This is a genomic window from Longimycelium tulufanense (genome assembly GCF_014645795.1).
GTDB lineage: Bacteria > Actinomycetota > Actinomycetes > Mycobacteriales > Pseudonocardiaceae > Longimycelium > Longimycelium tulufanense.
Window position 1 is genome coordinate 90,390 of the sequence record NZ_BMMK01000011.1, and the last position, 24,657, is coordinate 115,046.

General features: G+C 70.8%; 23 protein-coding genes. 16 read left to right on the forward strand and 7 right to left on the reverse strand.

Annotated elements, in window-relative coordinates; genetic code table 11:
- Window positions 1-297: 297 nt before the first annotated feature.
- The gene (locus tag IEY55_RS13510) at window positions 298-1,668 is read left to right on the forward strand and encodes a TrkH family potassium uptake protein (protein WP_229686336.1); all 1,371 of its coding nucleotides are present in this window, start codon (window positions 298-300) and stop codon (window positions 1,666-1,668) included.
- Window positions 1,661-2,323, forward strand: coding sequence for a potassium channel family protein (locus tag IEY55_RS13515; protein ID WP_189057664.1), 663 nt, complete (start codon window positions 1,661-1,663; stop codon window positions 2,321-2,323). The genes IEY55_RS13510 and IEY55_RS13515 overlap by 8 nt, the downstream gene beginning before the upstream one ends.
- Before the next feature lie 114 nt (window positions 2,324-2,437).
- Here the strand turns inward: IEY55_RS13515 and IEY55_RS13520 are convergent, their stop codons facing one another.
- On the reverse strand, window positions 2,438-3,139 hold the full coding sequence (locus tag IEY55_RS13520; protein ID WP_189057875.1) for an alpha/beta fold hydrolase: 702 nt from the start codon (window positions 3,137-3,139) through the stop codon (window positions 2,438-2,440).
- 143 nt (window positions 3,140-3,282) lie between these two features.
- Between IEY55_RS13520 and IEY55_RS13525 the strand changes: the two genes are divergently transcribed.
- Together IEY55_RS13525 and IEY55_RS13530 are read left to right on the forward strand one after the other, a co-directional pair.
- Window positions 3,283-3,663 carry an OB-fold nucleic acid binding domain-containing protein gene (locus IEY55_RS13525; protein WP_189057666.1) on the forward strand — a complete coding sequence of 127 codons (381 nt, stop codon included), beginning with the start codon at window positions 3,283-3,285 and terminating at the stop codon, window positions 3,661-3,663.
- Window positions 3,660-4,367 (forward strand): DUF3159 domain-containing protein, encoded by a 708-nt coding sequence (locus IEY55_RS13530; RefSeq protein ID WP_189057668.1) that lies wholly within the window; start codon window positions 3,660-3,662, stop codon window positions 4,365-4,367. The genes IEY55_RS13525 and IEY55_RS13530 overlap by 4 nt, the downstream gene beginning before the upstream one ends.
- Before the next feature lie 192 nt (window positions 4,368-4,559).
- Here the strand turns inward: IEY55_RS13530 and IEY55_RS13535 are convergent, their stop codons facing one another.
- Window positions 4,560-5,216 (reverse strand): potassium channel family protein, encoded by a 657-nt coding sequence (locus IEY55_RS13535; protein WP_189057670.1) that lies wholly within the window; start codon window positions 5,214-5,216, stop codon window positions 4,560-4,562.
- Window positions 5,216-5,881, reverse strand: a complete 666-nt coding sequence (locus IEY55_RS13540; protein ID WP_189057672.1) for a potassium channel family protein — start codon at window positions 5,879-5,881, stop codon at window positions 5,216-5,218. The genes IEY55_RS13535 and IEY55_RS13540 overlap by 1 nt, the downstream gene beginning before the upstream one ends.
- 147 nt (window positions 5,882-6,028) lie before the next feature.
- Here IEY55_RS13540 and IEY55_RS13545 point away from each other — a divergent pair, with 147 nt between their 5' ends.
- The 5 genes from IEY55_RS13545 (at window position 6,029) to IEY55_RS13565 (ending at window position 13,518) form a co-directional block, all read left to right on the forward strand.
- Complete coding sequence (locus IEY55_RS13545) at window positions 6,029-8,041, forward strand: APC family permease (protein WP_189057674.1); 2,013 nt, start codon at window positions 6,029-6,031, stop codon at window positions 8,039-8,041.
- Window positions 8,042-8,046: 5 nt separating this feature from the next.
- On the forward strand, window positions 8,047-9,240 hold the full coding sequence (locus tag IEY55_RS13550) for a class I SAM-dependent RNA methyltransferase (protein ID WP_189057877.1): 1,194 nt from the start codon (window positions 8,047-8,049) through the stop codon (window positions 9,238-9,240).
- Between the two features lie 71 nt (window positions 9,241-9,311).
- On the forward strand, window positions 9,312-10,514 hold the full coding sequence (locus tag IEY55_RS13555) for an acetyl-CoA C-acetyltransferase (RefSeq protein WP_189057676.1): 1,203 nt from the start codon (window positions 9,312-9,314) through the stop codon (window positions 10,512-10,514).
- 10 nt (window positions 10,515-10,524) lie between these two features.
- On the forward strand, window positions 10,525-12,672 hold the full coding sequence (locus IEY55_RS13560) for a 3-hydroxyacyl-CoA dehydrogenase NAD-binding domain-containing protein (RefSeq protein WP_189057678.1): 2,148 nt from the start codon (window positions 10,525-10,527) through the stop codon (window positions 12,670-12,672).
- Between the two features lie 528 nt (window positions 12,673-13,200).
- Window positions 13,201-13,518, forward strand: coding sequence for a hypothetical protein (locus IEY55_RS13565; RefSeq protein ID WP_189057680.1), 318 nt, complete (start codon window positions 13,201-13,203; stop codon window positions 13,516-13,518).
- An 82-nt stretch (window positions 13,519-13,600) separates the two neighbouring features.
- Here IEY55_RS13565 and IEY55_RS13570 read toward each other — a convergent pair whose 3' ends face one another.
- Complete coding sequence (locus IEY55_RS13570; protein WP_229686337.1) at window positions 13,601-13,792, reverse strand: DUF397 domain-containing protein; 192 nt, start codon at window positions 13,790-13,792, stop codon at window positions 13,601-13,603.
- Window positions 13,793-13,845: 53 nt separating this feature from the next.
- Window positions 13,846-14,685 (reverse strand): helix-turn-helix domain-containing protein, encoded by an 840-nt coding sequence (locus tag IEY55_RS13575; RefSeq protein ID WP_189057682.1) that lies wholly within the window; start codon window positions 14,683-14,685, stop codon window positions 13,846-13,848.
- 127 nt (window positions 14,686-14,812) lie between these two features.
- On the opposite strand from IEY55_RS13575, the gene IEY55_RS13580 reads away from it, so the two are divergent.
- Window positions 14,813-15,202: a hypothetical protein gene (locus IEY55_RS13580; RefSeq protein WP_189057684.1), complete on the forward strand. Its 390-nt coding sequence runs from the start codon at window positions 14,813-14,815 to the stop codon at window positions 15,200-15,202.
- Here the strand turns inward: IEY55_RS13580 and IEY55_RS13585 are convergent.
- Window positions 15,181-16,206, reverse strand: a complete 1,026-nt coding sequence (locus IEY55_RS13585; RefSeq protein ID WP_189057686.1) for an AraC family transcriptional regulator — start codon at window positions 16,204-16,206, stop codon at window positions 15,181-15,183. The two genes, IEY55_RS13580 and IEY55_RS13585, sit on opposite strands and share 22 nt — an antisense overlap.
- 178 nt (window positions 16,207-16,384) lie before the next feature.
- Between IEY55_RS13585 and IEY55_RS13590 the strand changes: the two genes are divergently transcribed.
- From IEY55_RS13590 to IEY55_RS13605, 4 genes are all read left to right on the forward strand, one after another.
- The gene (locus tag IEY55_RS13590) at window positions 16,385-17,524 is read left to right on the forward strand and encodes an acyl-CoA dehydrogenase family protein (RefSeq protein ID WP_189057688.1); all 1,140 of its coding nucleotides are present in this window, start codon (window positions 16,385-16,387) and stop codon (window positions 17,522-17,524) included.
- A gap of 154 nt (window positions 17,525-17,678) precedes the next feature.
- Complete coding sequence (locus IEY55_RS13595) at window positions 17,679-18,821, forward strand: CaiB/BaiF CoA transferase family protein (RefSeq protein WP_229686339.1); 1,143 nt, start codon at window positions 17,679-17,681, stop codon at window positions 18,819-18,821.
- A 323-nt stretch (window positions 18,822-19,144) separates the two neighbouring features.
- Window positions 19,145-21,067: a 1-deoxy-D-xylulose-5-phosphate synthase gene (dxs, locus tag IEY55_RS13600; RefSeq protein ID WP_189057692.1), complete on the forward strand. Its 1,923-nt coding sequence runs from the start codon at window positions 19,145-19,147 to the stop codon at window positions 21,065-21,067.
- Between the two features lie 340 nt (window positions 21,068-21,407).
- Complete coding sequence (locus IEY55_RS13605; RefSeq protein WP_189057694.1) at window positions 21,408-22,052, forward strand: slipin family protein; 645 nt, start codon at window positions 21,408-21,410, stop codon at window positions 22,050-22,052.
- 95 nt (window positions 22,053-22,147) lie between these two features.
- Here the strand turns inward: IEY55_RS13605 and IEY55_RS13610 are convergent, their stop codons facing one another.
- Complete coding sequence (locus IEY55_RS13610) at window positions 22,148-22,558, reverse strand: hypothetical protein (RefSeq protein WP_189057696.1); 411 nt, start codon at window positions 22,556-22,558, stop codon at window positions 22,148-22,150.
- Window positions 22,559-22,775: 217 nt separating this feature from the next.
- Here IEY55_RS13610 and IEY55_RS13615 point away from each other — a divergent pair, with 217 nt between their 5' ends.
- The gene (locus IEY55_RS13615; protein WP_189057698.1) at window positions 22,776-23,456 is read left to right on the forward strand and encodes a response regulator transcription factor; all 681 of its coding nucleotides are present in this window, start codon (window positions 22,776-22,778) and stop codon (window positions 23,454-23,456) included.
- 34 nt (window positions 23,457-23,490) lie between these two features.
- Entirely contained in the window at window positions 23,491-24,618 is a 1,128-nt protein-coding gene (locus IEY55_RS13620; RefSeq protein ID WP_229686363.1) for a sensor histidine kinase, read from the forward strand.
- Window positions 24,619-24,657 lie beyond the last annotated feature (39 nt).

Genomic DNA, 24,657 nt, shown 5'->3' on the forward strand with positions numbered 1-24,657 from the left:
GGCGGGGTTCTCCCGCCGGGCCCGCTTTGGTGCCGGCGTGATCGCGGTTGCCCTGGGCGCCGTCCGCCTGAAGCGCCCCGTCCCGATCCACATCACCCGGATTCATCCACAACCCGTGATCTCGTTCTTGATCGACGTTGTCCCAGCTCAGTACGCTCGACGCGGGGCGTCAGCCCCCGAGGAGGGCGGGGGACTGTCCACTCTGGGGCCGCGGTCCGTCACCGGGTGTCGATCTTGGTGTGTCGGGCGTGCCCTACCCCCTGCCATGGCCCCGACCAGCATTTACGCTGCCCTCCTGTGACATTGGTGGTCAGGCTCCGCTCGCTGGGGCAACGGATCTTCGCGCAGCTCGACCGGCCGGCCCGCGTCGTCGTGGTGGCGTTCGGCTCGGCGCTGGTCGTGGGCACGCTGCTGCTGGCTCTTCCGGTGGCCACCGAGAGCCGCGAGTCCGTCTCGCTCGTCGTCGCGTCCTTCACGGCCGCGTCGGCCATCTGCGTGACCGGCCTGGTCGTGGTGGACACCCCGACGCATTGGTCCACCTTCGGCGAGCTGGTGATCCTCGGTCTGGTCCAGGTGGGCGGGTTCGGGATCATGACCCTGGCATCGCTGTTCGGCCTGCTGGTCACCGGCCGGCTCCGGTTACGTACCCGCCTGGTGACACAGGCGGAGACCAAGTCCCTGGGTCCGGGCGCGGCCCGCCGTGTCGTGGTCGGGGTGGTGCGGACCAGCCTGCTGTTCGAGGCCGCCACCGCCCTGGTGCTGATTCCGCGGCTGGCCCTGGGTTACGGCGAGCCCTGGGGCCGGGCCACCTACCTCGGCGTGTTCCACGCGATCTCGGCGTTCAACAACGCCGGCTTCTCGCTCTACCCCGACAGCCTGGAGCGCTACGCCGCCGACCCGTGGATCCTGCTTCCGGTGGCGCTCGCGGTGATCGCGGGCGGGCTCGGCTTCCCCGTGCTGCTGGAGTTGCGCCGCGAGCTGCTCAAGCCGGCGAAGTGGTCGATGCACACCAAGATCACGCTGGGCACGTCGGGCCTGCTGCTGGCGCTGGGCATGCTGGCGATCACGGCCGCGGAGTGGACGAACCCGCACACCCTGGGCGGGATGTCGATCCCGGCCCGGCTGCTGAACGGCTTCTTCCACGCGGTCATGCCCCGGACCGCGGGCTTCAACAGCGTCGACGTCGGCGACATGCACCCGGGCACGTGGCTGTTCACCGACGTGCTGATGTTCATCGGGGGCGGCAGCGCCGGGACCGCGGGCGGCATCAAGGTGACGACGTTCGCGTTGCTGGCCTTCGTGATCTGGGCGGAGCTGCGGGGCGAGCCGCACGTCAACGTGGGGCGGCGCCGGCTGCCCGAGGACATCCAGCGGCAGGCGCTGGCCATCGCCCTGCTGTCGGTGGGCGCGGTGATGGCGTGCACGCTGATCCTGCTGGCCATCACGCCGTTCACCCTGGACAAGGTCCTGTTCGAGGTGATCTCGGCCTTCGGCACGGTGGGCCTTTCCACCGGCGTCACGCCCGAGCTTCCCGCGGTCGGTCATGTCATGCTGACCGCACTGATGTTCCTCGGCCGGCTGGGCCCCATCACGCTGGGTGCCGCCCTCGCCCTGCGGTCGCGAGCCCGCCGTTACCAACTCCCGGAGGAGAGGCCCGTCGTTGGCTGAGCAGAAGGACAACGCCGTCGTCGTGATCGGCCTGGGCCGGTTCGGCACCGCGCTCGCCCTCGAGCTGGTCGAGCGGGAGGTCGAGGTGCTGGGGATCGACAGCAACCCGCGGATCGTGCAGGGCCTGGCCGGGTCCCTGACCCACGTGGTGGCCGCCGACTCCACCGAGCTGGAGGTGCTGCAGCAGCTCGGCGTCGACGAGTTCCGCCGCGCCGTCGTCGGCATCGGCACCGACATGGAGGCCAGCATCCTCACCACGTCGCTGCTGACCGACCTCGGGGTGCCCGACATCTGGGCGAAGGCGATCAACCGCCAGCACGCCCGGATCCTGCACCGCATCGGCGCCCACCACGTCGTGCAACCCGAGCACGACACCGGGAAGCGGGTGGCGCACCTGGTCACCGGGCGCATGCTCGACTACATCGAGTTCGAGGACGGCTTCGCGCTGGTGAAGACCGCCGCCCCGACCTGGGCGGAGGGCAGGTCGCTGGCCGAGTCGCAGATCCGCTCCCGCTACGGGGTCACGGTGGTGTGCGTGAAGCGTCGTGGTGAGGACTTCACCTACGCCACCGCGGACACCGTCATCAACCCCGACGATCTGCTGATCGTGGCGGGCAAGAGCGGGAAGGCCGAGCGCTTCGCCAACCTGACCTGACGCGCCCCGATCGGCGGGACTCACCTCATCGGGGTAGGTGTGCTTCCTCACGTCCGGTGCACGCCCGGTTCTGGCGTTTCGCGTGTCTCTTCGCGTATCGCGCGTTCTCCCGGTTCACCAACCGGTCTCGCGCGGTCCCGGCAGGGCGGCGCGGAGCCAGGCGAGGACGGCGGCTCGGCCCAGTGACTCGGGGTCCGCACCGAGCGTCTCCAGGGTGATCGAGCGGAGCACGGCGCGGGGGAGTGCCGCCGCCCATCGCCGCGCGACCTCCACCGGGTGTACCGGATCATCCCGGCATGCGGCCAGGCCGGCGGGCACGGTGAGCCGGCCGAGGTCCGTTTCGGTGGGCGCGGGGTGGGCGGCGCCGGCCAGCAGGGAATCGGCCAGGTCGCGGCCGTGCCGACGCCAGGCGCCGGTGAGTTCCGTCGCGAGCCAGCCCGGTGCCTCGGCGGTCGCGACCCGCAGCGCCCCGTTCGTGCCCAGCCGCAGCACCGTCTCGGCGCTGGTACGGGCGGCGACGGCCGCTGGCGCGTCACCGGGGGGTCCACACCAGGCGGGCATCGCGAGCAGCAGGCCGTCGCAGCGGGAGCGCAACGCCCACTCGGCCGCCAGGTGCGCGCCCAGCGACACCCCGCCGACCAGCAGCGGGCCCTCCGCCTCGGCGGCCACCGCGTCCAGCGCCGCCAGGTGGGCATGCACCAGGTCGGGGCCGGGTAGCGGGGGCACCGCGACCAGGCGGAAGCCCACCGCGGCGAGCGGGCCGGCGAACACCGCCCGCACGAAATGATCATCCGATCCGGTACCGGGTATGACCACAGCCACGCCGCCACGCTGGCGCTTCCCGACGACCACCCACCGATCATCCCCCGACGGGCCCACCGGCTGCTCCCGGAGGTGGCTACGCTGACGGTGCACGGGCTGTTCAAGGGAGAAGGCCCCGAAGCGCACGGGAGCGCGACATGGGAGGCACCGGACGCGGCTACTGGAGTCGCCTCGTCCGCCGGCTCACCAGCGACGCCAGCGAGCTGGACGCCGACGACCTCTGCCGCAGGGCCGACGCGGTGGGCGCCCGGCGCGCCGCCGACTGCCGGTCCGGGGAGGAGGTGACCGTGCTGGGACGGCTCCGCAGCGTCGAGTTGTGCCCCCGGGACGCGGTGGCGACCCTGGAGGCCGAGCTGTTCGACGGCACCGAGGGCGTCACACTGGTCTGGCTGGGCCGGCGCCGCATCCCCGGCATCGAGCCCGGGCGCACGATCAAGGCGCGTGGCCGGATGGCCCTCCGGGACGGCCGCAAGGTCCTCTACAACCCCTACTACGAGCTGCAGACGACGAGCGCATGAGCGAACCCTCCGCCGGCCCGGCCGAACCGGCCGCCCCGCCCGCCCATTCCCGGCCCGCGTCCCCGACGCCGCCGGCCGACACCGAGGACGGCCCCCGCCAGCAGACCCTGCTGGAGATGATGGGCGGCGTCCACGGCCTGATCTACTCCACCGTGCCCGTCCTGGTGTTCATCCTGGTCAACGTGCTGGCCGGGCTGACCCCCGCGATCTGGGCCGCGGTCGGCTCCGGGGTGGCGATCGCCGGCTGGCGGCTGGTCCGCCGCGAGCCCGTGCAGCCGGCCGTCTCCGGGCTGTTCGGCGTCGCGATCGCGGCCTTCATCGCGCACCGCACCGGCGAGGCCAAGGGCTTCTTCCTGTTCGGGATCTGGGTCAGCCTGGTCTACGGCGGGGCGTTCGCGCTCTCGGCGCTGGTGCGCTGGCCGCTGGTGGGCGTGGTGTGGTCGGTGCTCAACGGCAGCGGCTTCGCCTGGCGCTCCGACCGGCGCGTCCTGCTCGCCTACGACCTGGCCACGCTGGCCTGGGTCGCGGTGTTCGGGGCGCGGTTCGTGGTGCAGAACTGGCTGTACGAGACCGACCAGACGGGCTGGCTGGCGGCGGCGCGGATCGGCATGGGCTGGCCGCTGGCCGGGCTGGCCTTCCTCGTCACCATCTGGGCCGTGCGCCGGGACAGCGCCGCCCGACGAGCCGCGACCGCGGAGGGCTGACGCCCAGCTCGGGCGGCAGTCCCTACTCCACGGCTATGACGGCCCCACCGCCGTGCCGCCACAGGTGCCGTCGGTTCCTGCCCCCAGCAGGCACGGCCTTGCCGGCAGCGCGGGCGTCATCCGGGCAGAGCATCTCTCTCGCCCGCCGGGCAGCCGTTTTCGAGGCCGCACCAATCCCGGCGCGGCTCGGGCTCAGCAGCCCAACGCGTTGCGGATCTGCTGCTCCACGTCGGCGGCGGCCACGAACAGCAGCTCGTCGCCGGCCTCCAGGGGGTCGTCCGGCTGTGGGACGATGACCCGTCCACCGCGCAGGATCGTCACCAGGGCGGCGTCGCGGGGCAGGTCGAGCGCCCGGACCGGGCGGCCGGACAGCGGGGTGTCCTCCGGCAACGTCACCTCGACCAGGTTCGCCTGGCCCTGCCGCAGCGTGAGCAGCCGCACCAGGTCGCCGACGCTGACCGCCTCCTCGACCATCGCGGCGAGCATGCGCGGCGTGGACACCGCGACGTCCACGCCCCATGCCTCGGTGAACAGCCACTCGTTGCGCGGGTCGTTCACCCGGGCGACGACCCGCCGCACCGCGAACTCGGTCTTGGCCAGCAGCGCCACCACCAGGTTGACCTTGTCGTCCCCGGTGGCGGCGATGACCACGTCGCACAGCTCCATGCCGGCCTCCTCCAGGGAGGACAGCTCGCAGGCGTCGGCGTGCACCCACTCCGCTTGCTCGACGCTGTGCGGGTCGAACTGCGCCCGGTCCCGCTCGATGAGCATCACCTGGTGCCCGGCGGCCAGCAGCTCCTGGGCAATCGACCGGCCGACGGCGCCGGCCCCGGCGATCGCGATACGCATCAGTGCGCCTCCTCGGGCGGCTGGGCGGCGGCCGCGCAGACCTCGGTGACGGTGCCGGACAGCGCGGCGACGTAGACGACGTCGTCGGCCTGGACCAGGGTGCCGGGCTCGGGCAGCACCCCGGTGCCGAACCGCATGATGAACGCCACCCGGGTCCCCACCGTCTCCTCCAGCTCGGCCACCCGACGGCCGACCCAGCCCTCGTGCAGCGGCAGCTGGAGCACGGCCACCGTGCCGGACGGATCGCGCCACGCGCTGGCCTCACCCTCCGGGATCAGCATCCGCATCAGGCGGTCGGTGGTCCACGGCACGGTCGCGACGGTGGGGATGCCGAGCCGCTCGTAGACGGCGGCCCGCTTGGCGTCGTAGATGCGTGCCACCACGTGGTGCACGCCGAAGGTCTCCCGGGCCACCCGCGCCGAAATGATGTTCGAATTGTCCCCATTGGACACCGCGGCGAACGCCCCGGCCCGCTCGATCCCGGCCTCGACGAGCACCTTGCGGTCGAAGCCGATGCCGACCACCTGCTGCCCGTGGAAGTCCCCGCCCAGGCGACGGAACGCCTGGGCGTCCTTGTCGATCACGGCCACCGAGTGTCCGAGCCGCTCGAGGGCCTTGGCCAGGGAGGACCCCACGCGGCCGCAGCCCATGATCACGACGTGCACGACGTGCCCCTCCTCGTCGACGTGGGCTGTCGCAACCTACCTGCCGGCCCGGGCGCTGTCGTCCCGGGCGCGCCCAGTGTGCCGCTGCCCACGTCAGCCGGCCCGGGATGCCCCGTTGAGGGGAACCGAGCGCCTACGCTACGCGTCGTGTCCAAGCTCGCTACGGCGGCGAAGCGCATCCTGGTCGGGCGACCCTTCCGCAGCGACCGGCTGGCGCACACGCTGCTCCCCAAGCGGGTCGCCCTACCGGTGTTCGCCTCCGACCCGATGTCCTCGGTCGCGTATGCGCCGGAGGAGATCCTGCTGACGCTGTCGCTGGCCGGTGCGTCGGCCTACGTGTTCAGCCCGTGGATCGGGCTGGTCGTGGTGGTCGTCATGCTCGCCGTGGTGGCCTCCTACCGGCAGAACGTGCACGCCTACCCGTCCGGCGGCGGGGACTACGAGGTCGCCACCGTCAACCACGGGCGGAACTGGGGCCTGGTGGTGGCCAGCGCCCTGCTGGTGGACTACGTCCTCACGGTCGCGGTGTCCATCTCCTCGGCGGCGGCGAACATCGGCTCCGGGATCCCGTTCGTGGCCACGCACAAGGCGGCCTTCGCCGTCGGTGCGATCGTCCTGCTGACCGCCATGAACCTGCGTGGCGTGCGGGAGTCGGGCACCGCGTTCGCGATCCCGACCTATGCCTTCGTGGTGGGCATCCTCGGCATGATCGCGTGGGGACTGTTCCGGGTTTTCGTCCTCGGCGACGAGATCCGCGCGGAGAGCGCGGACATGCAGCTGGTGGGTGGGGACGAGCAGCTGGCCGGGGTCGCGCTGGCCTTCCTGGTGCTGCGCGCGTTCTCCTCCGGCAGTGCGGCGTTGACCGGCGTGGAGGCGATCAGCAACGGCGTGCCGGCATTCCGGAAACCCAAGTCCCGCAACGCCGCGACGACGCTGCTGATGATGGGCCTGATCGCCGTCTCGATGTTCATGGGCCTGCTCATGTTGGCCCAGCTCACCGGGGTGAAGATCGCCGAGCACCCGGCTGACCAGCTGCTGAACGCACCGCCGGGCTACGAGCAGAAGACACTGGTCGCCCAGCTGGCCAATGCGGTGTTCGCCGGGTTCTCCCCCGGTGTCTGGTATGTCCTTTTCTTCACGGGCCTGATCCTCGTCCTGGCCGCGAACACCGCGTTCAACGGTTTTCCGGTGCTGGGCTCGATCCTGGCCCAGGACCGGTACCTGCCGCGCCAGCTGCACACCCGGGGCGACCGGCTGGCCTTCTCGAACGGGATCCTGTTTTTGGCCGGCTTCGCGATCGTGCTCGTCGTGGCGTTCGACGCCGAGGTCACCAAGCTGATCCAGCTCTACATCGTCGGCGTCTTCATGTCCTTCGTGCTCAGCCAAAGTGGCATGATCCGGCACTGGAACCGCTTGCTACGCACCGAGAACGACCCGGTGGCGCGGCGGCGGATGCGGCGTTCCCAGGCGATCAACACCTTCGGGTTGACCATGACGTCGATCGTGTTGTTGATCGTGTTGGTCACGAAGTTCACCCACGGCGCGTGGATCGCGCTCGCCGCGATGGCCGCGATTTTCGCGTTGATGACGGGGATCCGCCGGCACTACGACCGGATCGCCGAGGAACTGGCGCTGGCCGAGGAGACTCCGGTACTGCCGTCCCGCAACCACGCCATCGTCCTGGTATCCAAGCTGCACCGGCCAACGCTGCGCGCGCTCGCCTACGCCCGGGCGACCCGGCCCGACGTGCTGGAGGCGGTCACGGTCAACGTGGACGAGGCCGACACCAGGGCGTTGGTCGCCGAATGGGAACGTCGTGACATTCCGGTGCCGCTGAAGGTGGTGGAGTCGCCGTACCGGGAGATCACCAGACCGGTCCTCGACTACGTGAAGCGGGTGCGCAGCAACAACCCCCGTGACGTCGTCACGGTCTTCATCCCCGAGTACGTGGTCGGCCGCTGGTGGGAGCAACTGCTGCACAACCAGAGCGCGTTGCGGCTCAAGGGACGCCTGCTGTTCCAGCCTCGGGTCATGGTCACCAGCGTGCCGTGGCAGCTGGTGTCCTCGAAGCTGGTCCACGAAACCACGGCGGTGCCACCCGGGGCGGTGCGCCGTGGCCTGGACGTCGACCGGCCCGCGGCAGTAGGGGAGAAGAAGTGACCACGGTGGAGACCCGGCCGAACTGGACCGGACGCTACCTGGAGGTCGAGGTCGGCCCACCCGCGCACGGCGGGCACTGCGTTGCCCGGTACGAGGGTCGGGTGGTGTTCGTCCGGCACGCGTTGCCCGGTGAGCAGGTCACGGTGCTGGTGACCGAGGACCACGGCGGCGCGTTCTGCCGGGGCGACGCCGTCGAGGTTCACCGGGAGTCGGCGGACCGGGTCACCCCGCCCTGTCCGGTGGCGCGGCCCGACGGGTGCGGTGGCTGTGACTGGCAGCACGTCAGCGGCTCCGCCCAGCGCGCGTTGAAGGCACAGGTGGTGGCCGAGCAGCTGCGCCGCATCGCCGGGATCGACCTGTCGGTGACGGTGGAGGAGCTGCCCGGTGACCTGCTCGACTGGCGCACCCGGGTCCGGCTGGCCGTGGACCGCGCCGGGCGGCCCGGATACCGCAAGCACCGCAGCCACCAGATCGTGCCCGTCCAGGACTGCCCCATCGCGGTCCCGGGGGCGGTGGAGGCCGTGTCCGGCCAGCGCTGGCATCGCGGTGCCGAGCTGGAGGTGGTTGCCGACACCGTTGGCCAGCTGCACGTCAGCGAGCTGCGGCCGGACCGTCGGCCCCGCCTGGTGCGCGGGGGAGAGGTCGTCGAACGGGCCGCCGGCCGGGAGTGGCGGTTGCCGCCCGGCGTGTTCTGGCAGGTCCACCGGGCCGCCGCCGATACCCTCGCCGCCGTGGTGGGGGAGTGGGCCCAGGCGCCAACCGGTGGGGTGGCCTGGGACCTCTACGGCGGGGTCGGGCTGTTCGCGGCCGTGCTGGCCGCGCAGGTCGGGCCGGAGGGCTCGGTGCTGGTCGTGGAGTCGGTTCGGCGCGCGGTGGAGGCCGGCGCGGCGAACCTGGCCGATGTGCCGCAGGTGCGGTGGCGGACCGGCCGGGTCGAGCGGGTTCTGGGCGAGCTGGGCGACGAGCGCCCGGACGTGGTCGTTCTCGACCCACCGCGCAAGGGCGCCGGCCGGGCCGTCGTGCAGGCGGTGACCGACCGCGACCCCGCGCGCGTGGTGCACGTGGCCTGCGACCCCGCGGCGCTGGCCCGCGACCTCGGGCTCTTCCTCGACCAGGGCTACCGGTTGTCCGGCCTGCGGGCCCTCGACGCGTTCCCGATGACCCACCACGTGGAGTGCGTCGCCCTGCTCACTCGCTGACCCGGTGGGTCAGCGAAGCCGAGCACTGAGGTCATAGGTGGGACCGGCTGGCCTTCCTAGCGTCAGCGACCATGGGCGAAGCGTTCATCCTGGACGCGGTGCGCACTCCGCGCGGCAAGGGCAAGCGTGGCGCGCTGCACCCCGTCAAACCCGTGGAACTGGCCGCGACCACGCTGCGGGCGCTGGCCGCACGCAACGAGCTCGACACCAGCAGCGTCGACGACGTCGTGCTGGGCTGCGTCACCCCCATCGGCGAACAGGGCGCGGACATCGCGCGGACGGCGGTGCTCGCCGCGGGCTGGGCGACCGAGCCGGCCGGGGTGCAGATCAACCGGTTCTGCGCGTCCGGGCTGGAGGCGGTGAACCTGGCCGCGGCCAAGGTGGCCGCCGGGTTCGAGGACCTGGTGGTGGCCGGCGGCGTCGAGTCGATGTCCCGGGTGCAGATGGGCTCCGACGGCGGTGCCTGGTTCGGCGACCCCGACCTGAACCTGCGCACCGGCTTCGTGCCCCAGGGCATCTCCGCCGACCTGATCGCCACGCTCGACGGCTACACCCGCTTCGGCATCGACGCCTACGCCGTGCGCTCGCACCAGCGCGCGGCCGTCGCCCGCGACGCCGGCTACTTCGAACGCTCGCTGGTGCCCGTGCACGACCGGATCGGCGCGGTGCTGCTGAAGGAAGACGAGAACATCCGCCCTGACACGAGCCCGGAGTCGCTGGCCAACCTCAAGCCCAGCTTCGCGGCCATGGGCGAGGCCGGGTTCGATACCGTCGCCATCGACAGGTACCCGACGGTGGAACGAATCGAGCACGTCCACACCGCTGGCAACTCCTCGGCCATTGTGGACGGTGCCGCCGCGATGCTGTTGGGCAGCGCCGAGGGCGCGAAGTGGGCCGGGCTCAAGCCACGCGCCCGCATCGTGACGACGGCGGTGGTGGGCACCGAGCCGACCATCATGCTCACCGGCCCGGCCCCGGCCGCGCGAAAGGCGTTGGCGCGCGCGGGAATGACGGTGGACGACATCGACCTGTTCGAGGTGAACGAGGCGTTCGCCGCCGTGGTGCTGCGGTTCCTGCGCGAGACGGGCGTGTCCGAGGACCGGGTCAACGTCAACGGCGGGGCCATCGCGATGGGCCACCCCCTCGGCGCCACCGGCTGCATCCTGGTGAACACCCTGCTCGACGAGCTGGAGCGCAGGGACCTGCGGACCGGGCTGGCCACGCTGTGCGTGGGTGGCGGCATGGGCATCGCCACGATCATTGAGCGGGTGTGAGGGAGACCAGATGAGCGACGGGATCTTCCGCTGGGAGCAGGATGGCGACGGCGTGGTCACGCTGACCATGGACGCGCCGGGCAGGTCCGCCAACACGCTCGACACCCCGTTCCGGGAGGCGTTCGCCGAGACCGTGGCCCGGCTGGAGGCCGAGCGGGACGACATCCGCGGCGTCATCATCACCTCGGCGAAGAAGACCTTCCTGGCCGGCGCCGACCTCGACGAGCTGCTGGCGGTCACCGACGAGCACGTGGCGCGGCTGGCCGCCGAGGTGGACCAGTTCAAGGACCTGCTGCGCCGGTTGGAGACGCTGGGGCGGCCGGTGGTGGCCGCCATCAACGGCGCCGCGCTCGGCGGCGGCTTCGAACTGGCCCTGGCCTGCCACCGCCGCATCGTCGTGGACGCCCCCGGCGTCCAGGTCGGCCTGCCCGAGGTCATGCTCGGCCTGTTGCCGGCAGGTGGTGGCGTGACGCGCTACGTCCGGTTGCTCGGCCTCGGGGCTGCTCTGCCGTTGCTGGGCGAGGGCACGCGGCTCAAGCCGCAGCGGGCCCTGGAAACCGGGCTGGTGCACGAGCTGGCCGAGAACATCGAGGACGTGCTGGACAGGGCGCGCGAGTGGATCCTGGCCAATCCCAACGCGATCCAGCCCTGGGACGCTCCGGGTTACACGATTCCGGGCGGTGACCTGTCGAACCCGTTCGTGCAGCAGCTGATCATCGCCGCCCCGGCGATGCTGCGCAAGCGGACCCACCGTACTCTGCCGGCACCGGAACGCATCCTGTCGGCCGCGGTGGAGGGGGCCGCGGTGGATATCGAGACGGCGCAACGGATCGAGACCCAGTACTTCGCCGACCTGGTCACCGGCCAGGTCGCCAAGAACATGATCACGACCTTCTGGTTCCAGATGAACGACGTCAACGCGGGGCGCTCCCGCCCGGAGGGCGTTGCTCCCCGCCGGGCCAAGAAGGTCGGCGTGCTCGGCGCGGGCATGATGGGGCACGGCATCGCCCAGGTGACCGCACGAGCCGGAATCGAGGTCGTGCTCAAGGACGTCTCGGCCGAGGTGGCCGAGCGGGGCAAGCAGAAGATCGCCGCCGACCTGGACAAGGCGGTGGCCCGCGGCCGGCTCACCCCGGACGCGCGCGACGAGGTGCTCGCCCGGATCACGCCCACCGGCGACGACGCGGAGCTGGCCGGGTGCGACCTGGTCATCGAGGCGGTGCCGGAGATCCGGGACCTGAAGTACAAGGTGCTCGCCGTGGCCGAGGAACACGCCGCGGAGGACGCCTTCGTCACGTCGAACACCTCGACGCTGCCCATCACCGGTCTTGCCGGGGCGGTACGGCGCCCCGAGAGGTTCTGCGGGCTGCACTTCTTCTCACCGGTGCCGAGGATGCCTCTGGTGGAGATCATCCGGGGCAAGGAGAGCGGCGACGAGGCGCTCGCGGCGGCCTTCGACTACGTACGGCAGATCAAGAAGACCCCGATCGTGGTCAACGACGGCCGCGGCTTCTTCACGTCGCGGGTGTTCCGCACCTACGCCCTCGAAGGCATCGCCATGGTGGCCGAGGGGGTGTCCCCGGCGCTCGTGGAGAACCAGTCCCGGCTGGCCGGATGCCCCGTTGGTCCGCTGGCCGTCTCCGACGAGGTGTCGCTGACGTTGATGTGGGACGTCTACGAACAGACCCGCGTCGACCTGGAGGCAGAAGGGCAGGAGCTGCCGCCGCACTCCGCCTACGCCGTCATCGACCTGATGGCCAACGAGCTGAAGCGGGTGGGCCGTGCGGGCGGGGCCGGCTTCTACGACTACCCGGCCGACGGGCCGAAGCGCATCTGGCCCGGGCTCCTCGAGCGGTTCCACCGGCCCGAGCTCGACGTGGACGGGCAGGAACTGCGGGATCGGTTGCTGTTCGTGCAGGCACTGGAAACCGTCCGCTGCGTGGAGGACGGAATCCTCACCTCGACGGCGGATGCGAACATCGGCAGTATCATGGGGATCGGCTTTCCGCCGTGGACCGGTGGCGCGCTGCAGTTCCTCAACGGCTACGGCCTGGACAAGGCGGTCGCGCGTGCCGGGGAACTGGCGGCCAGGCACGGCGAGCGCTTCGAGCCGCCCGCGCTCCTGCGCGAGCACGCCGCCAACGCCCAGCCGTTCTGACCGCGGACGTAGTCGCAAGTCCCAACGACATCCGGATCGACCCTTCCCTTTTGTTCAGCTCCAGGTTGATCTCCCGTTCCGCACCGGAAACCATCTGTTAACGAAGTTGGCCAGCATTGCCATCCACATCGTGGGGCCGCAGGTCCGACCCGGGCGAGCTACCACCCCGAGAGTCGGCCGCCGCCACACCGGAACCAACACGACCCGCTTTGTCGGGAGGCCAGCCCATGCCGAACGGAGTTCAGCTTGGTCGCAACGGCTGTCGATCTCGGTATGATCACGACAGGATCGTCCCCTCGGTGATTCCGGCGGACGATTCGACGAGGATCACCCGTACGCGCTCGAGCGCGCTGTGCTTGACACGGTAGGAGGAGGGTCCGGAAACACATGACTTTCGTTCCCTTGGCCAGTGTTCAACCAGCGGGTGGTTGATCTTCACTCGAACGAGACCGGCCAACGAGATATTCCTGATCGTTCCACGCAAGCTGGGACCTGCTCTTCGGAGCGCAACCGATCGACCTGGATTCGTTGATCAACTACGTTCTCCCGTTGATCGGGTTGTTCCTCCTGCTCGTTGTGTCGATCTACGTGGTCGTGGCGTGCCGGGGCACGGGAGTGCCGCTCGGTGTCTTCGGAATTGTGTCGATCGTGATGTTCACGCTCAACAGCAACCTCATCTCGGTGCACCGGTACGTGCTGCCCTGCCTCGTGCTGTACGTAACTGGGGCGCTCATGGTGGAGCGACGTCGGTTGCTCGCGCCACCGGTGTTCGCTGCAATATTTTTTGGAGTTGTGCTCCAGTCGATCCTGTTCACACTGTTTGTCGCGGGACGCTGGGCAGGCTGATCTCCAGGTTGGTACCAGCTGGTCGAGCGGACGTGAGCGGCGGGGGACCGGGGTCCTCCGCCGCCCGTGGGTATTGCAGAGGTCAGGCCCGGTCGAGTCGGCCGGACTTGGCGGCGGACATCAGGGCGGAGAAGGCTGGCTGTTGGAAGGTCAGGACGGGGCCGGTCGGGTTCTTGCTGTCCCGGACCGCGGCTCCGCTGGATAAGCAGCCGACCTCGACACAGTCGGAGATCTGCGTGCTGCGGCTGCTCTTGCACCACCTTAAGCCAGCCACTTCAACGCATGCTTGACTTTGGCTGATTCGACTCTTGCGCCACTTTGTAGCGATCACAGTGACTCCAGGTAGGTGACTTGGTTGGAGATGAAGCCCAGTGAGTCCGCTGGGCTCAAGGTCACATCCAGGATCTTTGTAGCCGCCTGTTCGTAAGCGGCGACGTCCTGTGGGCGGTGCAAGAACAAGCCTGAGAGCCTGTTCTCCAGATACACGACCGGGCTTGAGTCAGGGAACCTCAACAAAAAGAAGGGTCCTTCCGTCGCTGGATTCCAGTCAACTTGCAGCGGGATTACACGTAGATCGACACTCGGCCACTGCGCTGCCTTGAGGAGGAACCGGAGCTGGTCGGCCATCACCCGTGTCCCACCTACGGTCGCCCGTAGGGCTGCCTCGCCTACGATGGTGGTGAGGCGCAAAGTCTCAGCATGTAGCACATCGCGGCGGCCTATACGGATCGCTACCCGAGTTTCTATTTTCTCTGCCGGGGCGCCACCTTGCCTCATGATGGTGCGCGTGTAATCCGCTGTTTGCAGTAGCCCTGGCACAATGTTTGGCGTCACATCGAAGATCTCAGTGGCCATCCGCTCGAGCTCGAGCAGTGCAGTGAGCTGTTGCCTTAGATCTGGCATGCCAATGGAGAGCCAATGCGGCCCATCGGAAGCGCGAAAGAGCTCGATGATCTCTTCGCGCTCGGAGCCTTGGACGCCGATGATGGTGAGATAGTTCGCGAGGTCCTCCAGCTTCGGCGAGCGTTCGCCGGTCTCCCAGCGGGTGACCGTGACCTCGCTGGTGCCGATCACCTCGGCTACCTGCCGGGCGCTCATGCCGGCGCGCTTCCGTGCTGCTCGAAGACGGGCGCCCACGGCGCGGGACCGAGGTGTCTTACCAGGCATGGCAAGGAGCGTAGCCACCGCTGGAGGCGCGACTGAGATCCCTCGATCAAGCGATGGCGAGAGACTTACCGGTAGGGCATGTTCTTGCCGGTAAGTGTGATCCGGCTGTCCGAGAGATGTGATCTTGATGGAGCCTCTCAATCCGCATCGTTTGGTCTACACGCGCATCGTCCAGGGGAGGCGGGTGCGCCTTGGCGTGGAGACCGTCGACGACTACGGCTTCTACCTGGCCCTCAGGCGCGGTCAGGATCCCGCCGAGACCGCGGGTCCTTATGCCTTCTCGCTGACCGAGGACCGGCTTCTTCGGCACCCCGAACTTCGGCCTGCCGCACGGGAAAGGTGGTTCGTCACGGTCGATCGGGTCGAGCCCGACGGCTCGTCCCACCGGCTGTGCGAGATCGAAGTGATTGTGGGACCTGGTCCGACCGCCCAGTCCTGGCGGCCGGTCCCGGCTCATCAGCCCAACACCAGCAGGTGTGGGAGGCGCAAGGAGCTTCAGCGGGCGTTGGAGCGGTAGGAGCCGGGGCTGGCGCCGGTCCAACGCCGGAACGCGCGGTGGAAGGCACTGGCCTCCGAAAAGCCCAGCCGTACCGCCAAGCCCTCGATCGACTCCCGCCCGGCCACCAGGCCAGCAACAGCCGCGTCCCGCCGCACCTGGTCCTTGATCCGGCTGAACGCCGTACCTTCTTCGCGTAGCTGCCGGCGCAGCGTCTGCGGGCTCACCGCGAACCGCGCCGCAACTTCCTCCAGGCCCGGCAATCCCGGTCCGTTCGCTCGCGCGGCACCAGCGTGTACCGCTCTCGCCAACAGGTTGTGTACCCGGGCGCTCACCGTGCTCCCGTAGTCCCGGCGGGACAGCAGATCCGCCGGGGAGGTGCGGAGAAACTCGTTGAGGCTCGCCTCATCCCGTAGTACCGGTAGCTTGAGATACGTTGCGTCGAATGAGATCGCGGTGCGAGGGGTGTCGAACTGCAAGGGGCACCCATAAAGCAGGTCGTACTCGGCCCGGTGCGGTGGGGCCGGGTAGTCGAATTCGGCGAGTCGCAAGGGAATCTTCGTGCGCACCAGCCAGTTCGCGAACCGGTGGCACAGCACGAGCAGTGACTCGGCCAGGAAGTGTTCGGGGTCGTCGGCCCCGACTAGGTCGAGGGTGAGCCGGGCGGTGTCGTCGAACAGTTCCAGGTGTAGCGGCGGGTGGTCGGCGAACAGGGCGTAGAAGGTCGTGGCGCGCTGCAGGGCCGCACCCAGGTCGGGGCTGTGCACCGCCAGCAGGCCCATCGTCGCGAACGTGCCGCGGCGGCTGCGGACCGGGCCGAAGCCGAGGAACTCGTCATCCATCGCCGCCCAGAGCTCCTGGACGAGCCGCGCGTACTGCTCGGGCGTCACCCTGGCCCTCGGCTGCTCCAGCAGCACGGGGGAGATGCCCGCCTTGGTGAGCAGCGGCGTCACGTCGATGCCACTGCGTCGCGCGCCCAGCAGCGCGGCGGCCACGTGGTGCATCGCGATGGTGCGGGTTGTCACGGCCTCGTCATGGTCCCGTCGTCGGTCGAGCGCTCCGTCGCAGTTTGGGAGCGGTGTGCGGGCCCTGGACCGGGGGAGGGCCGCCTGACCACTGCGGTCACCCGGATCGAGCGGCGCCGCCATGGGCAGCCGTGCCCGCGCCTCCTAGCGTGCCAGAACGGCTACGGAGGTGAAGCGAGTGCAGCGCCACCACTACGCACCCGAACACGAGGAGTACCGCGAGGCATTCCGCGGGTTCCTCCGCCGCGAGGTCGTCCCGAACCAGCAGCAGTGGCTGGACCAGGGCATTGTTGATCGCGACGTGTGGCGCTCGGCCGGGAAGCACGGCTTCCTGCTGCCGTGGGCCGACGAGCGGTACGGCGGCCTGGGACTGGCGGGCTTCCGCTACGAGCAGGTGCTCATCGAAGAGCTGGCCGCGATCGGGGAGAGCGGGCTGGCCATCCCGCTGCACTCCGCCGTCGTCGCCCCCTACCTGCAGCACTTCGGCACCGAGGAGCAGCGCCAGGTGTGGCTGCCCGCCGCAATCAGCGGCGACGTCGTGCTCGCGGTGGCCATCACCGAGCCCGGCACCGGCTCGGACGTGGCCGGCCTGACCACCCGCGCCGAGCGGGACGGCGACGACTGGATCATCACCGGCTCGAAGGTCTTCATCTCCAACGGCATCCACGCCGACCTGGTCGTCGTCGCGGCCCGGACCGACCCCGACGAGCGGCACGCGGTCGGGCTGTTCCTGGTCGAGGCCGGCGCCCCCGGCTTCGAGCGGGGCCGCAAGCTGGACAAGCTCGGCATGCGCTCCCAGGACACCGCCGAGCTGTTCTTCGACGGCGTCCGGGTCGGCCCGGACGCCCTGCTCGGCGAGCCCGCCGACGGCTTCAAGGCGATCATGAGCATGTTCGCCCAGGAACGCCTGACCGTCGCCGTGGGCAGCGCCGCCGGCGCCGAGGCCGCCCTGGACCTGACGCTCCAGCACACCAAGGAGCGGGCGGCGTTCGGCCGGCCGCTGGCCCGCTTCCAGGACATTCGGTTCCGGCTGGCGCAGATGCGCACCGAGGTCGACGTCACCCGCACCTTCGTCGACCGGTGCGTCATCGCCCACGAGGCCGGCGACCTCAGCCCGGTCGACGCCGCCGAGGCCAAGCTGTTCGCCAGTGAGGTCCTCGGCCGCGTGGTCGACGAGGCCGTCCAGCTGCACGGCGGCATGGGCTACATGTGGGAGCACCCGATCTGCCGGGCCTTCGCCGACGCCCGTGTCCAGCGCATCTACGCGGGCACCTCGGAGATCATGAAGGAGATCATCGGACGCTCCCTCACCAGCTGACCGGGCACCCGGTAGGCCCGCCTGCGCCCGGCCGGGAAGGCAGGCAGGAGGCCGGCCGGGCTCGTTCCACATGCCGCGAGACCCGCCCGCCGACACCCTGGGTGCAGCTTCCCCCGGTCCGAGCACCGGGGGACCGGAGTCGATAGGAGATCTGGTGACCGGACCTCTCCAAGGCCTGCGTGTGCTGGAGATCGCGAGCCTGGCCCCCGTGCCGTTCGCCGCGACCGTGCTGTCCGACCTCGGCGCGGAGGTGCTCCGGGTGGACCGGGCCGCCCAGGTCCCGGCCGCACCGGCCGACCCGCCGCCGGACCCGCTGACCCGCGGCCGTCGCTCGGTCGCGGTCGACCTCAAGAACCCCGAGGCCGTGACCGCCCTACTCCGGCTCGTCGAGCGGGCCGACGTGCTCCTCGAAGGCTTCCGGCCGGGCGTGTGCGAGCGCCTCGGCATCGGGCCCGACGCCTGCCTGGAACGCAACCCCCGGCTCGTCTACGGCCGGCTGAGCGGCTTCGGGCAGGACGGCCCGCTCGCCCCGGTCGCCGGTCACGACATCACCTACCTCGCGCTCTCCGGCGCGCTGTGGCCCGTCGGGCCCGCAGACCGCCCGCCGACGCCCCCGATCAACTACGTCGCCGACTTCGGCGGTGGCGCGTTGGTCCTGGTGGCCGGGGTGCTTGCCGCGCTGTGGGAGCGGGAGCGGTCCGGCCGTGGACAGGTGATCGACGCCGCGATGACCGAGGGCGCCGCCCTGCTCACCAGCATCCTGTACGGCCTGCGCAGCACGGGCCTGTGGCGGGACGAGCGCGGGGTGAACCTCCTGGACGGCGGCGCTCCCTTCTACCGCTGCTACGAGTGCGCCGACGGCCGCTACGTCGCGGTCGGGGCGCTGGAGCAGCAGTTCTACGCCGCTCTGATCGCCGGGCTCGGTGCTGCCGCCGAGGACCTGCCCCCGCGTGAGGACCCGGCCAACTGGCCGGAGCTGCACGAACGGTTCGCCGCGATCTTCGCGAGCCGGGACCGGGACGCGTGGGCCGAGGCATTCGCGGAGAGTGACGCCTGCGTCGCGCCGGTGCTGAGCCCGGCCGAGGCCGCAGACCACCCGCACAACGTCGCGCGTGGGGCCTTCGTCGAGGTGGCAGGACTCCGCCAGCCCGCCCCGGCACCGCGGCTCTCCCGCACCCCCGGCGCGGTCGCCGGCCCACCTCCGTACCCGGGACAACACACCGAAGAAGCGTTGCGGGACTGGGGCTTCTCCGGTGACGACATGGCGACTCTCCGCGCGTCCGGCGCGATCCGGTAGCCCTTTCCGGACAGCGGATCGGCCGGAAACGTTGCACCCGTGACGCCTGCCTGAGATCGACGTCACTTTGCCCGTTGCGCCCGTTCCTGCCGGCAGCGCGGGGAAATTGTCTCGTCACGCGTCGTTACCAGGCGGTAGCGGCTGGGCGGATGGCCGTAGGATCTTGCAACCATGGCGCACGCAGGTACCCCCTGCTCGGCAACAGTCGATCGACCGGTCTCCGTAGACTGGCCGAAAGCCGCCCGGGCGGGCGGCGGGGCCAACGGCGGGCGCGAGGGATGTGTGCCGCTGAGCGGCGGCCCGGCGACGAGCGAGGTGGAACGGTGACGCTGCTGGATTCCGTGCAGAGCCCGGCCGATCTCAAGCGGCTCGAGCACACCGAGCTGATCCAGCTCGTCGGGGAGATCCGCCAGTTTCTGGTGGACCGGGTCTCCCGTACCGGCGGCCACCTCGGCCCGAACCTCGGCGCGATCGAGCTGACTCTTGCCATCCACCGGGTCTTCGACTCCCCGCGCGACGCGATCGTCTTCGACACCGGTCACCAGGCATACGTGCACAAGATCGTCACCGGCCGGGCTGGCGACTTCGACCGGCTGCGCAAGAAGGGCGGTCTCTCCGGTTACCCGTCGCGCGCCGAGAGCGAGCACGACCTCGTCGAGAACAGCCACGCTTCCACCGCCCTGTCGTATGTCGACGGCTTGTCCCGCGCATTCAAGCTGCGTGAGGAGCAGCGACACGCAGTCGCGGTGGTCGGTGACGGCGCGCTCACCGGCGGGATGTGCTGGGAGGCGTTGAACAACATCGCCGCCGACCGTGACCGGTCGGTGGTGATCGTGGTGAACGACAACGGCCGTTCCTACGCGCCGACCATCGGTGGCTTCGCCGACCATCTTGCGTCCCTGCGCCTGCTGCCCGGCTACGAGAAGGCCCTGGAAAGCGGGAAGCGGGCCCTCCAACACACCCCTGTAGTCGGGAAGCCGCTCTACACCGCGCTGCACGCCGCCAAGCGCGGGATCAAGGACGCGCTGAGCCCGCAGATCATGTTCGAGGACCTGGGCCTGAAGTACCTGGGCCCGGTCGACGGGCACGACCTGCGCGCGCTCGAGGGAGCCCTGCAGCGGGCCAAGGCGTTCGGCGGGCCGGTGATCGTGCATGCGGTGACCCGTAAGGGCAACGGCTACGCCCCGGCCGAGAACCACGAGGCCGACCAGATGCACCAGGTGAAGGTGATCGACCCGGAGACCGGGTTGCCCGTGGCGCCGGCACCGAAGAGCTGGACCTCGGTGTTCACCGACGAGCTGGTGAGGCTGGGCGCCGAGCGTCCGGACCTGGTCGCGATCACGGCCGCCATGCTCGGCCCGACGGGCCTGCAGAAGTTCGCCGACCACTACCCGGAGCGTTGCTACGACGTCGGGATCGCCGAACAGCACGCGATGACCTCGGCGGCGGGTATGGCCATGGGCGGGCTGCACCCCGTGGTCGCGGTCTACTCCACGTTCCTCAACCGTGCGTTCGACCAGCTCCTCATGGACGTGGCCCTGCACAAGCAGGCTGTCACGGTGGTCTTGGACCGCAGCGGCATCACCGGCGACGATGGCGCCAGCCACAACGGCATGTGGGACATGTCCGTGCTCGGGATCATCCCGGGTATCCGGGTCGCCGCGCCGCGCGATGCGGTGACCCTGCGCGAGGAGCTGCGCGAGGCGGTCACGGTCGACGATGGTCCGACCGTGGTGCGGTTCGCCAAGGGCGCGGTGATCGACGAGGTGCCGGCCGTTGAGCGGGTCGGCCAGGTCGACGTGTTGCGTCGTGGCGAGTCCAAGGACGTTCTGCTCGTGGCGGTCGGCACATTTGGTGAGCTTGGTGTGGCCGCGGCGGAGCGGTTGGCCGACCAAGGCATTGGCGTCACCGTAGTGGATCCGCGGTGGGTTACCCCGGTTCCGGAGGAACTGGTGGGCCTCGCGGCCCGGCACCGGCTCGTCGTCACCGTCGAGGACGGGGGGCGGCACGGTGGCTTCGGCTGGGCGCTGGCCGCCGCGTTGCGTGATGCCGATGTGGACGTGCCGCTTCGTGATCTTGCTGTGCCGCAACAATTTTTGGACCACGCCTCGCGCGACGAGGTTCTCGCCCGGCTCGGACTCACCGCGCAGGACGTCGCGCGCCGGGTGACCGGGTGGGCGGCGGGCCTGCTCGGGGAACTGCCCGTGGACGAACCGCTGCACGCGAAGGACCGGGAGCGCGGCTGACCTGCGCCGGGTTGCGAAAAACAGCCCCGGGGAACGAGTCCGGAACCTGACGGCGCCGGGAATTCGGCTGCGCAGGATCGCGCGGGCCGCTACCGTCTCCTCGTCCCGGTGAGCGGCCCGGCCCGGCGATGCCGGCGTCGGGTTCCGCGATTCCAGCCGCGACACTCCTGGTACGCCGCTGTCGCAAGTGGGTTCGAGTCCCATCACGAGCCGTGGTGCCGGCCCGGAACCGGGCGTACGGCCTTGCGGACGCTAGGTTCCCCCGGTGGTCCCCGCCGTTCGTTCGTGGACCGGCGCCACGGTTCCGTTCCAGGGCAAGGAACTGACGAGGGGGACGGTCGTGAAAGAAACGCTGATGCCGTGGGAGCGCGGCCTGGTTTTCCGCCGTGGTGAACTGTGCCGCGAGATCGGGCCGGGTGAGCACCGCATCCGCCGGCACGAGCGGCTGGAGCGGGTGGACACCCGCGTGCGGTCCGAGGCCCAGGCGGCGCAGGATGTTCCCGCCTCCGACGGCGTGCTGCTGCGGGTCACCCTCGTGCTGCGGTGGTCGGTCGTGGACGCCACCGCATACGTGGTCACGGCTGAGAATCCGTACGGGGAGATCTACCTGGCCACCCAGGTCGCCTTGCGGCGCGCGGTGGCCACCCGTACGCACGACCGGGTCGACGCGGAGCGCGATGCCGTCGCCGCCGAGGTGCTCGCCGGGACCAAGCCGGTCGCCGGCCGGGTCGGCGTCGAGATCTCCGAGGTTTCGGTGCGCGATGTGGTGTTGCCGGCCGAGCTGCGGCGCGCTGCCGTTGCGGAGCTGGTCGCCCGCGCCGAGGGCCGGGCGGCACTGGAGCGGGCCCGGGCCGAGACCGCGGCGCTGCGCTCGCTGCTCAACGCCGCGCGCCTGGCCGAGGAGCACCCCGCCCTGCTTCGGTTGCGCACCCTGCAGGTGGCGGGGGAGGGCGGCGGCACGGTGGTGCTCGAACGACCCGCGTGACCGGCGCGCCGAGCCCCTCCACCAGCAAGATCGACCGATCGTGTGGCACGGTGGAGCGTCCCGGCCACGCGCAGGGAGACCATCCGGGGACAGCGCTAGGACATGTTCCCGGTGGCCTGGTGTTCCCGGTCGTCATGCCGGGAGCTGGCGAGGAGAAGGCACAGGAGGGCGAGCGGGAGCTCGGCACCGAGGGCCAGGGTGACCGCGCAGGCCAGCTCCCCGCCGAGACTGGCCGTGCAGACGTCGAACCAGGCGTCGGCGATGAGCAGGGTGCCCGTCGCCACGGCGGCCAGCCGCGTCCGCTCGTCTCGATACCTCGCCAGCCAGGCGGTGGTCGCGAGGCCGACCGCGATGAGGCCATCCAGGCCGAGCCAGGCGAGGGTCCAGTTCCGGGGGACGTCGACGGCCTTCGGCAGTTCGACGGCGAGCACCACCATCCAGGGCAGCAGGACCACAGCCGAGGCACCGAGAACGAGCGCGGCGTGACGGTAAAGAAGCGGCGGCATACCTTCGACCGTGCCGTCGCGCGTCACGAGGTGAAATCGGGAAGAACCCCAGTCCCTGCCCTGGCACATCCCCTAGCGGCCGGCTCCGAGGGTCTCTGGCGCCGGGGCCTGATCACGACCGGGTGCGGCGGCACGGTGGTGCTCGAACGACCCGCGTGACCGGCGCGCCGAGCCCCTCCACCAGCAAGATCGACCGATCGTGTGGCACGGTGGAGAGGTGCGCATCCTGGTAGTGGAGGACGAGCAGCCCCTGGCCGACGCGGTCGCCCGGGGCCTGCGTCGGGAGGGTATGGCCGTCGACGTCGCCTACGACGGGGACTCCGGCCACGAGAAGGTGTCGGTGACCCGCTACGACGTGGTCGTCCTGGACCGGGACCTGCCCGGCATGTCCGGCGACAAGCTGTGCCAGGAGATCGTGTCCTCCGGCTCGCTGACCCGGGTGCTCATGCTCACCGCCAGCGGCAGCGTGGAGGACCGGGTGGCCGGGTTGTCCCTCGGCGCCGACGACTACCTCGGCAAGCCGTTCGCCTTCGCCGAGCTGGTCGCCCGGGTGCGGGCGCTGGGGCGGCGCGCGACGCCGCCGACCCCGCCGGTGCTCACCGCCGGGGACGTCGTCCTCGACCCGGCACGACGCACGGTCACCCGGCGCGGCCAGCACCTCGATCTCACCCGCAAGGAGTTCGGCGTGCTGGAGGTCCTGCTCGCCGCCGCCGGTGCCGTGGTCAGCAGCGAGGAGCTGCTGGAGCGGGTGTGGGACGAGAACGCCGACCCGTTCACCACGACCGTCCGGGTCACCGTGATGACCCTGCGCAAGAAGCTCGGCGAGCCGGGCATCATCGAGACGGTCGTCGGTTCCGGCTACCGGGTGCCCGCCGCCAGTGCACAGCACGTGGGGTGAGCTGGCCCGGCCGGCGCCGCCGACCGGCGCGGGGGTGCGCCGTCGCCGCGGTCCCGGGCTGCGCCTGCGACTGACCCTGCTGGCCACCGGGCTGGTGGCGGGCGCGAGCGCACTGCTGTTGTGGCTGGGCTGGTTGCTGGTCGGTGGCGTGGTCGCGGCGGTGCCGCGGCTGCCGGTGGGTAGCTGGGTGTGGGTCGACGACGTCGCCGTGCCGGCCGAGCGACTCGGTCGGGTATTGCAGGAGGCCGCGCGGTCGCAGGTGTTGCGGACCGGGACCGTGGCGTTCCTGTGCGTGGTCGCCGCGACGGCGTTGCTGGCGTGGGTCATCACCGGTCGGGTGCTGCTACCCGTGCACGAGGTCACCGAGACCGCGCGCCGGCTGTCGGCGGAGTCGCTGGCGGAGCGAATCCGGCTGGAAGGGCCGCGCGACGAGGTCGCTGACCTTGCGGACACCTTCGACAACATGCTCGACCGGCTGCAGGGCACCTTCGACGCACAGCGGCGATTCGTCGCCAACGCCAGCCACGAGCTGCGCACCCCGCTCGCCGTCATCCGCACCGAGCTGGACGTGACCCTGTCCGACCCGGACGCCGACGCCGAGGAGCTGAGGCGGATGGCGGGCGTGGTCCGGGACGCCGCCGGGCGGGCGGAGCGACTGGTGGAGTCGTTGCTGCTGCTGGCCCGCACCGACGGCGCGGGGCTTGCCGTCCGGGAGCCGGTCGACCTGTCCGCGGTGGTGTCCAGCGCCTGGCGCGGAGTGCGGGCCGAGGCGGAACAGCGCGGCATTCGCACCACGTTCCCGACCGAGCCGGTGCTGGTGGTCGGTGATCCCGCGTTGCTGGAGCGGGTGGCGGGCAACCTGCTGGAGAACGCCGTGCGGCACAACGTCGACGGCGGGTGGATCACCGCGCGGACCGAGAGCCGGCAGGGCTGGAGCCGGCTGGAGGTGGCCTCCTCCGGGCCCGAGGTGCCGCCCGAGCGGCTGGCGGAGCTGTTCGAGCCGTTCCGACGTGGGGGAGTGGCCCGCACCGGGCCGAACGGAGCCGGGCTGGGCCTGTCGATCGTGCAGGCGGCGGTCCGGGCGCACGGCGGGCGCCTGCACGCCGCCCCGGTGCCCGGTGGCGGGCTGGCCATCGCCGTCGAGCTTCCTTCCGCTCCCTGAGCGGCGTTGACTGACACCGAAGACCTGCGGCTCAACGCC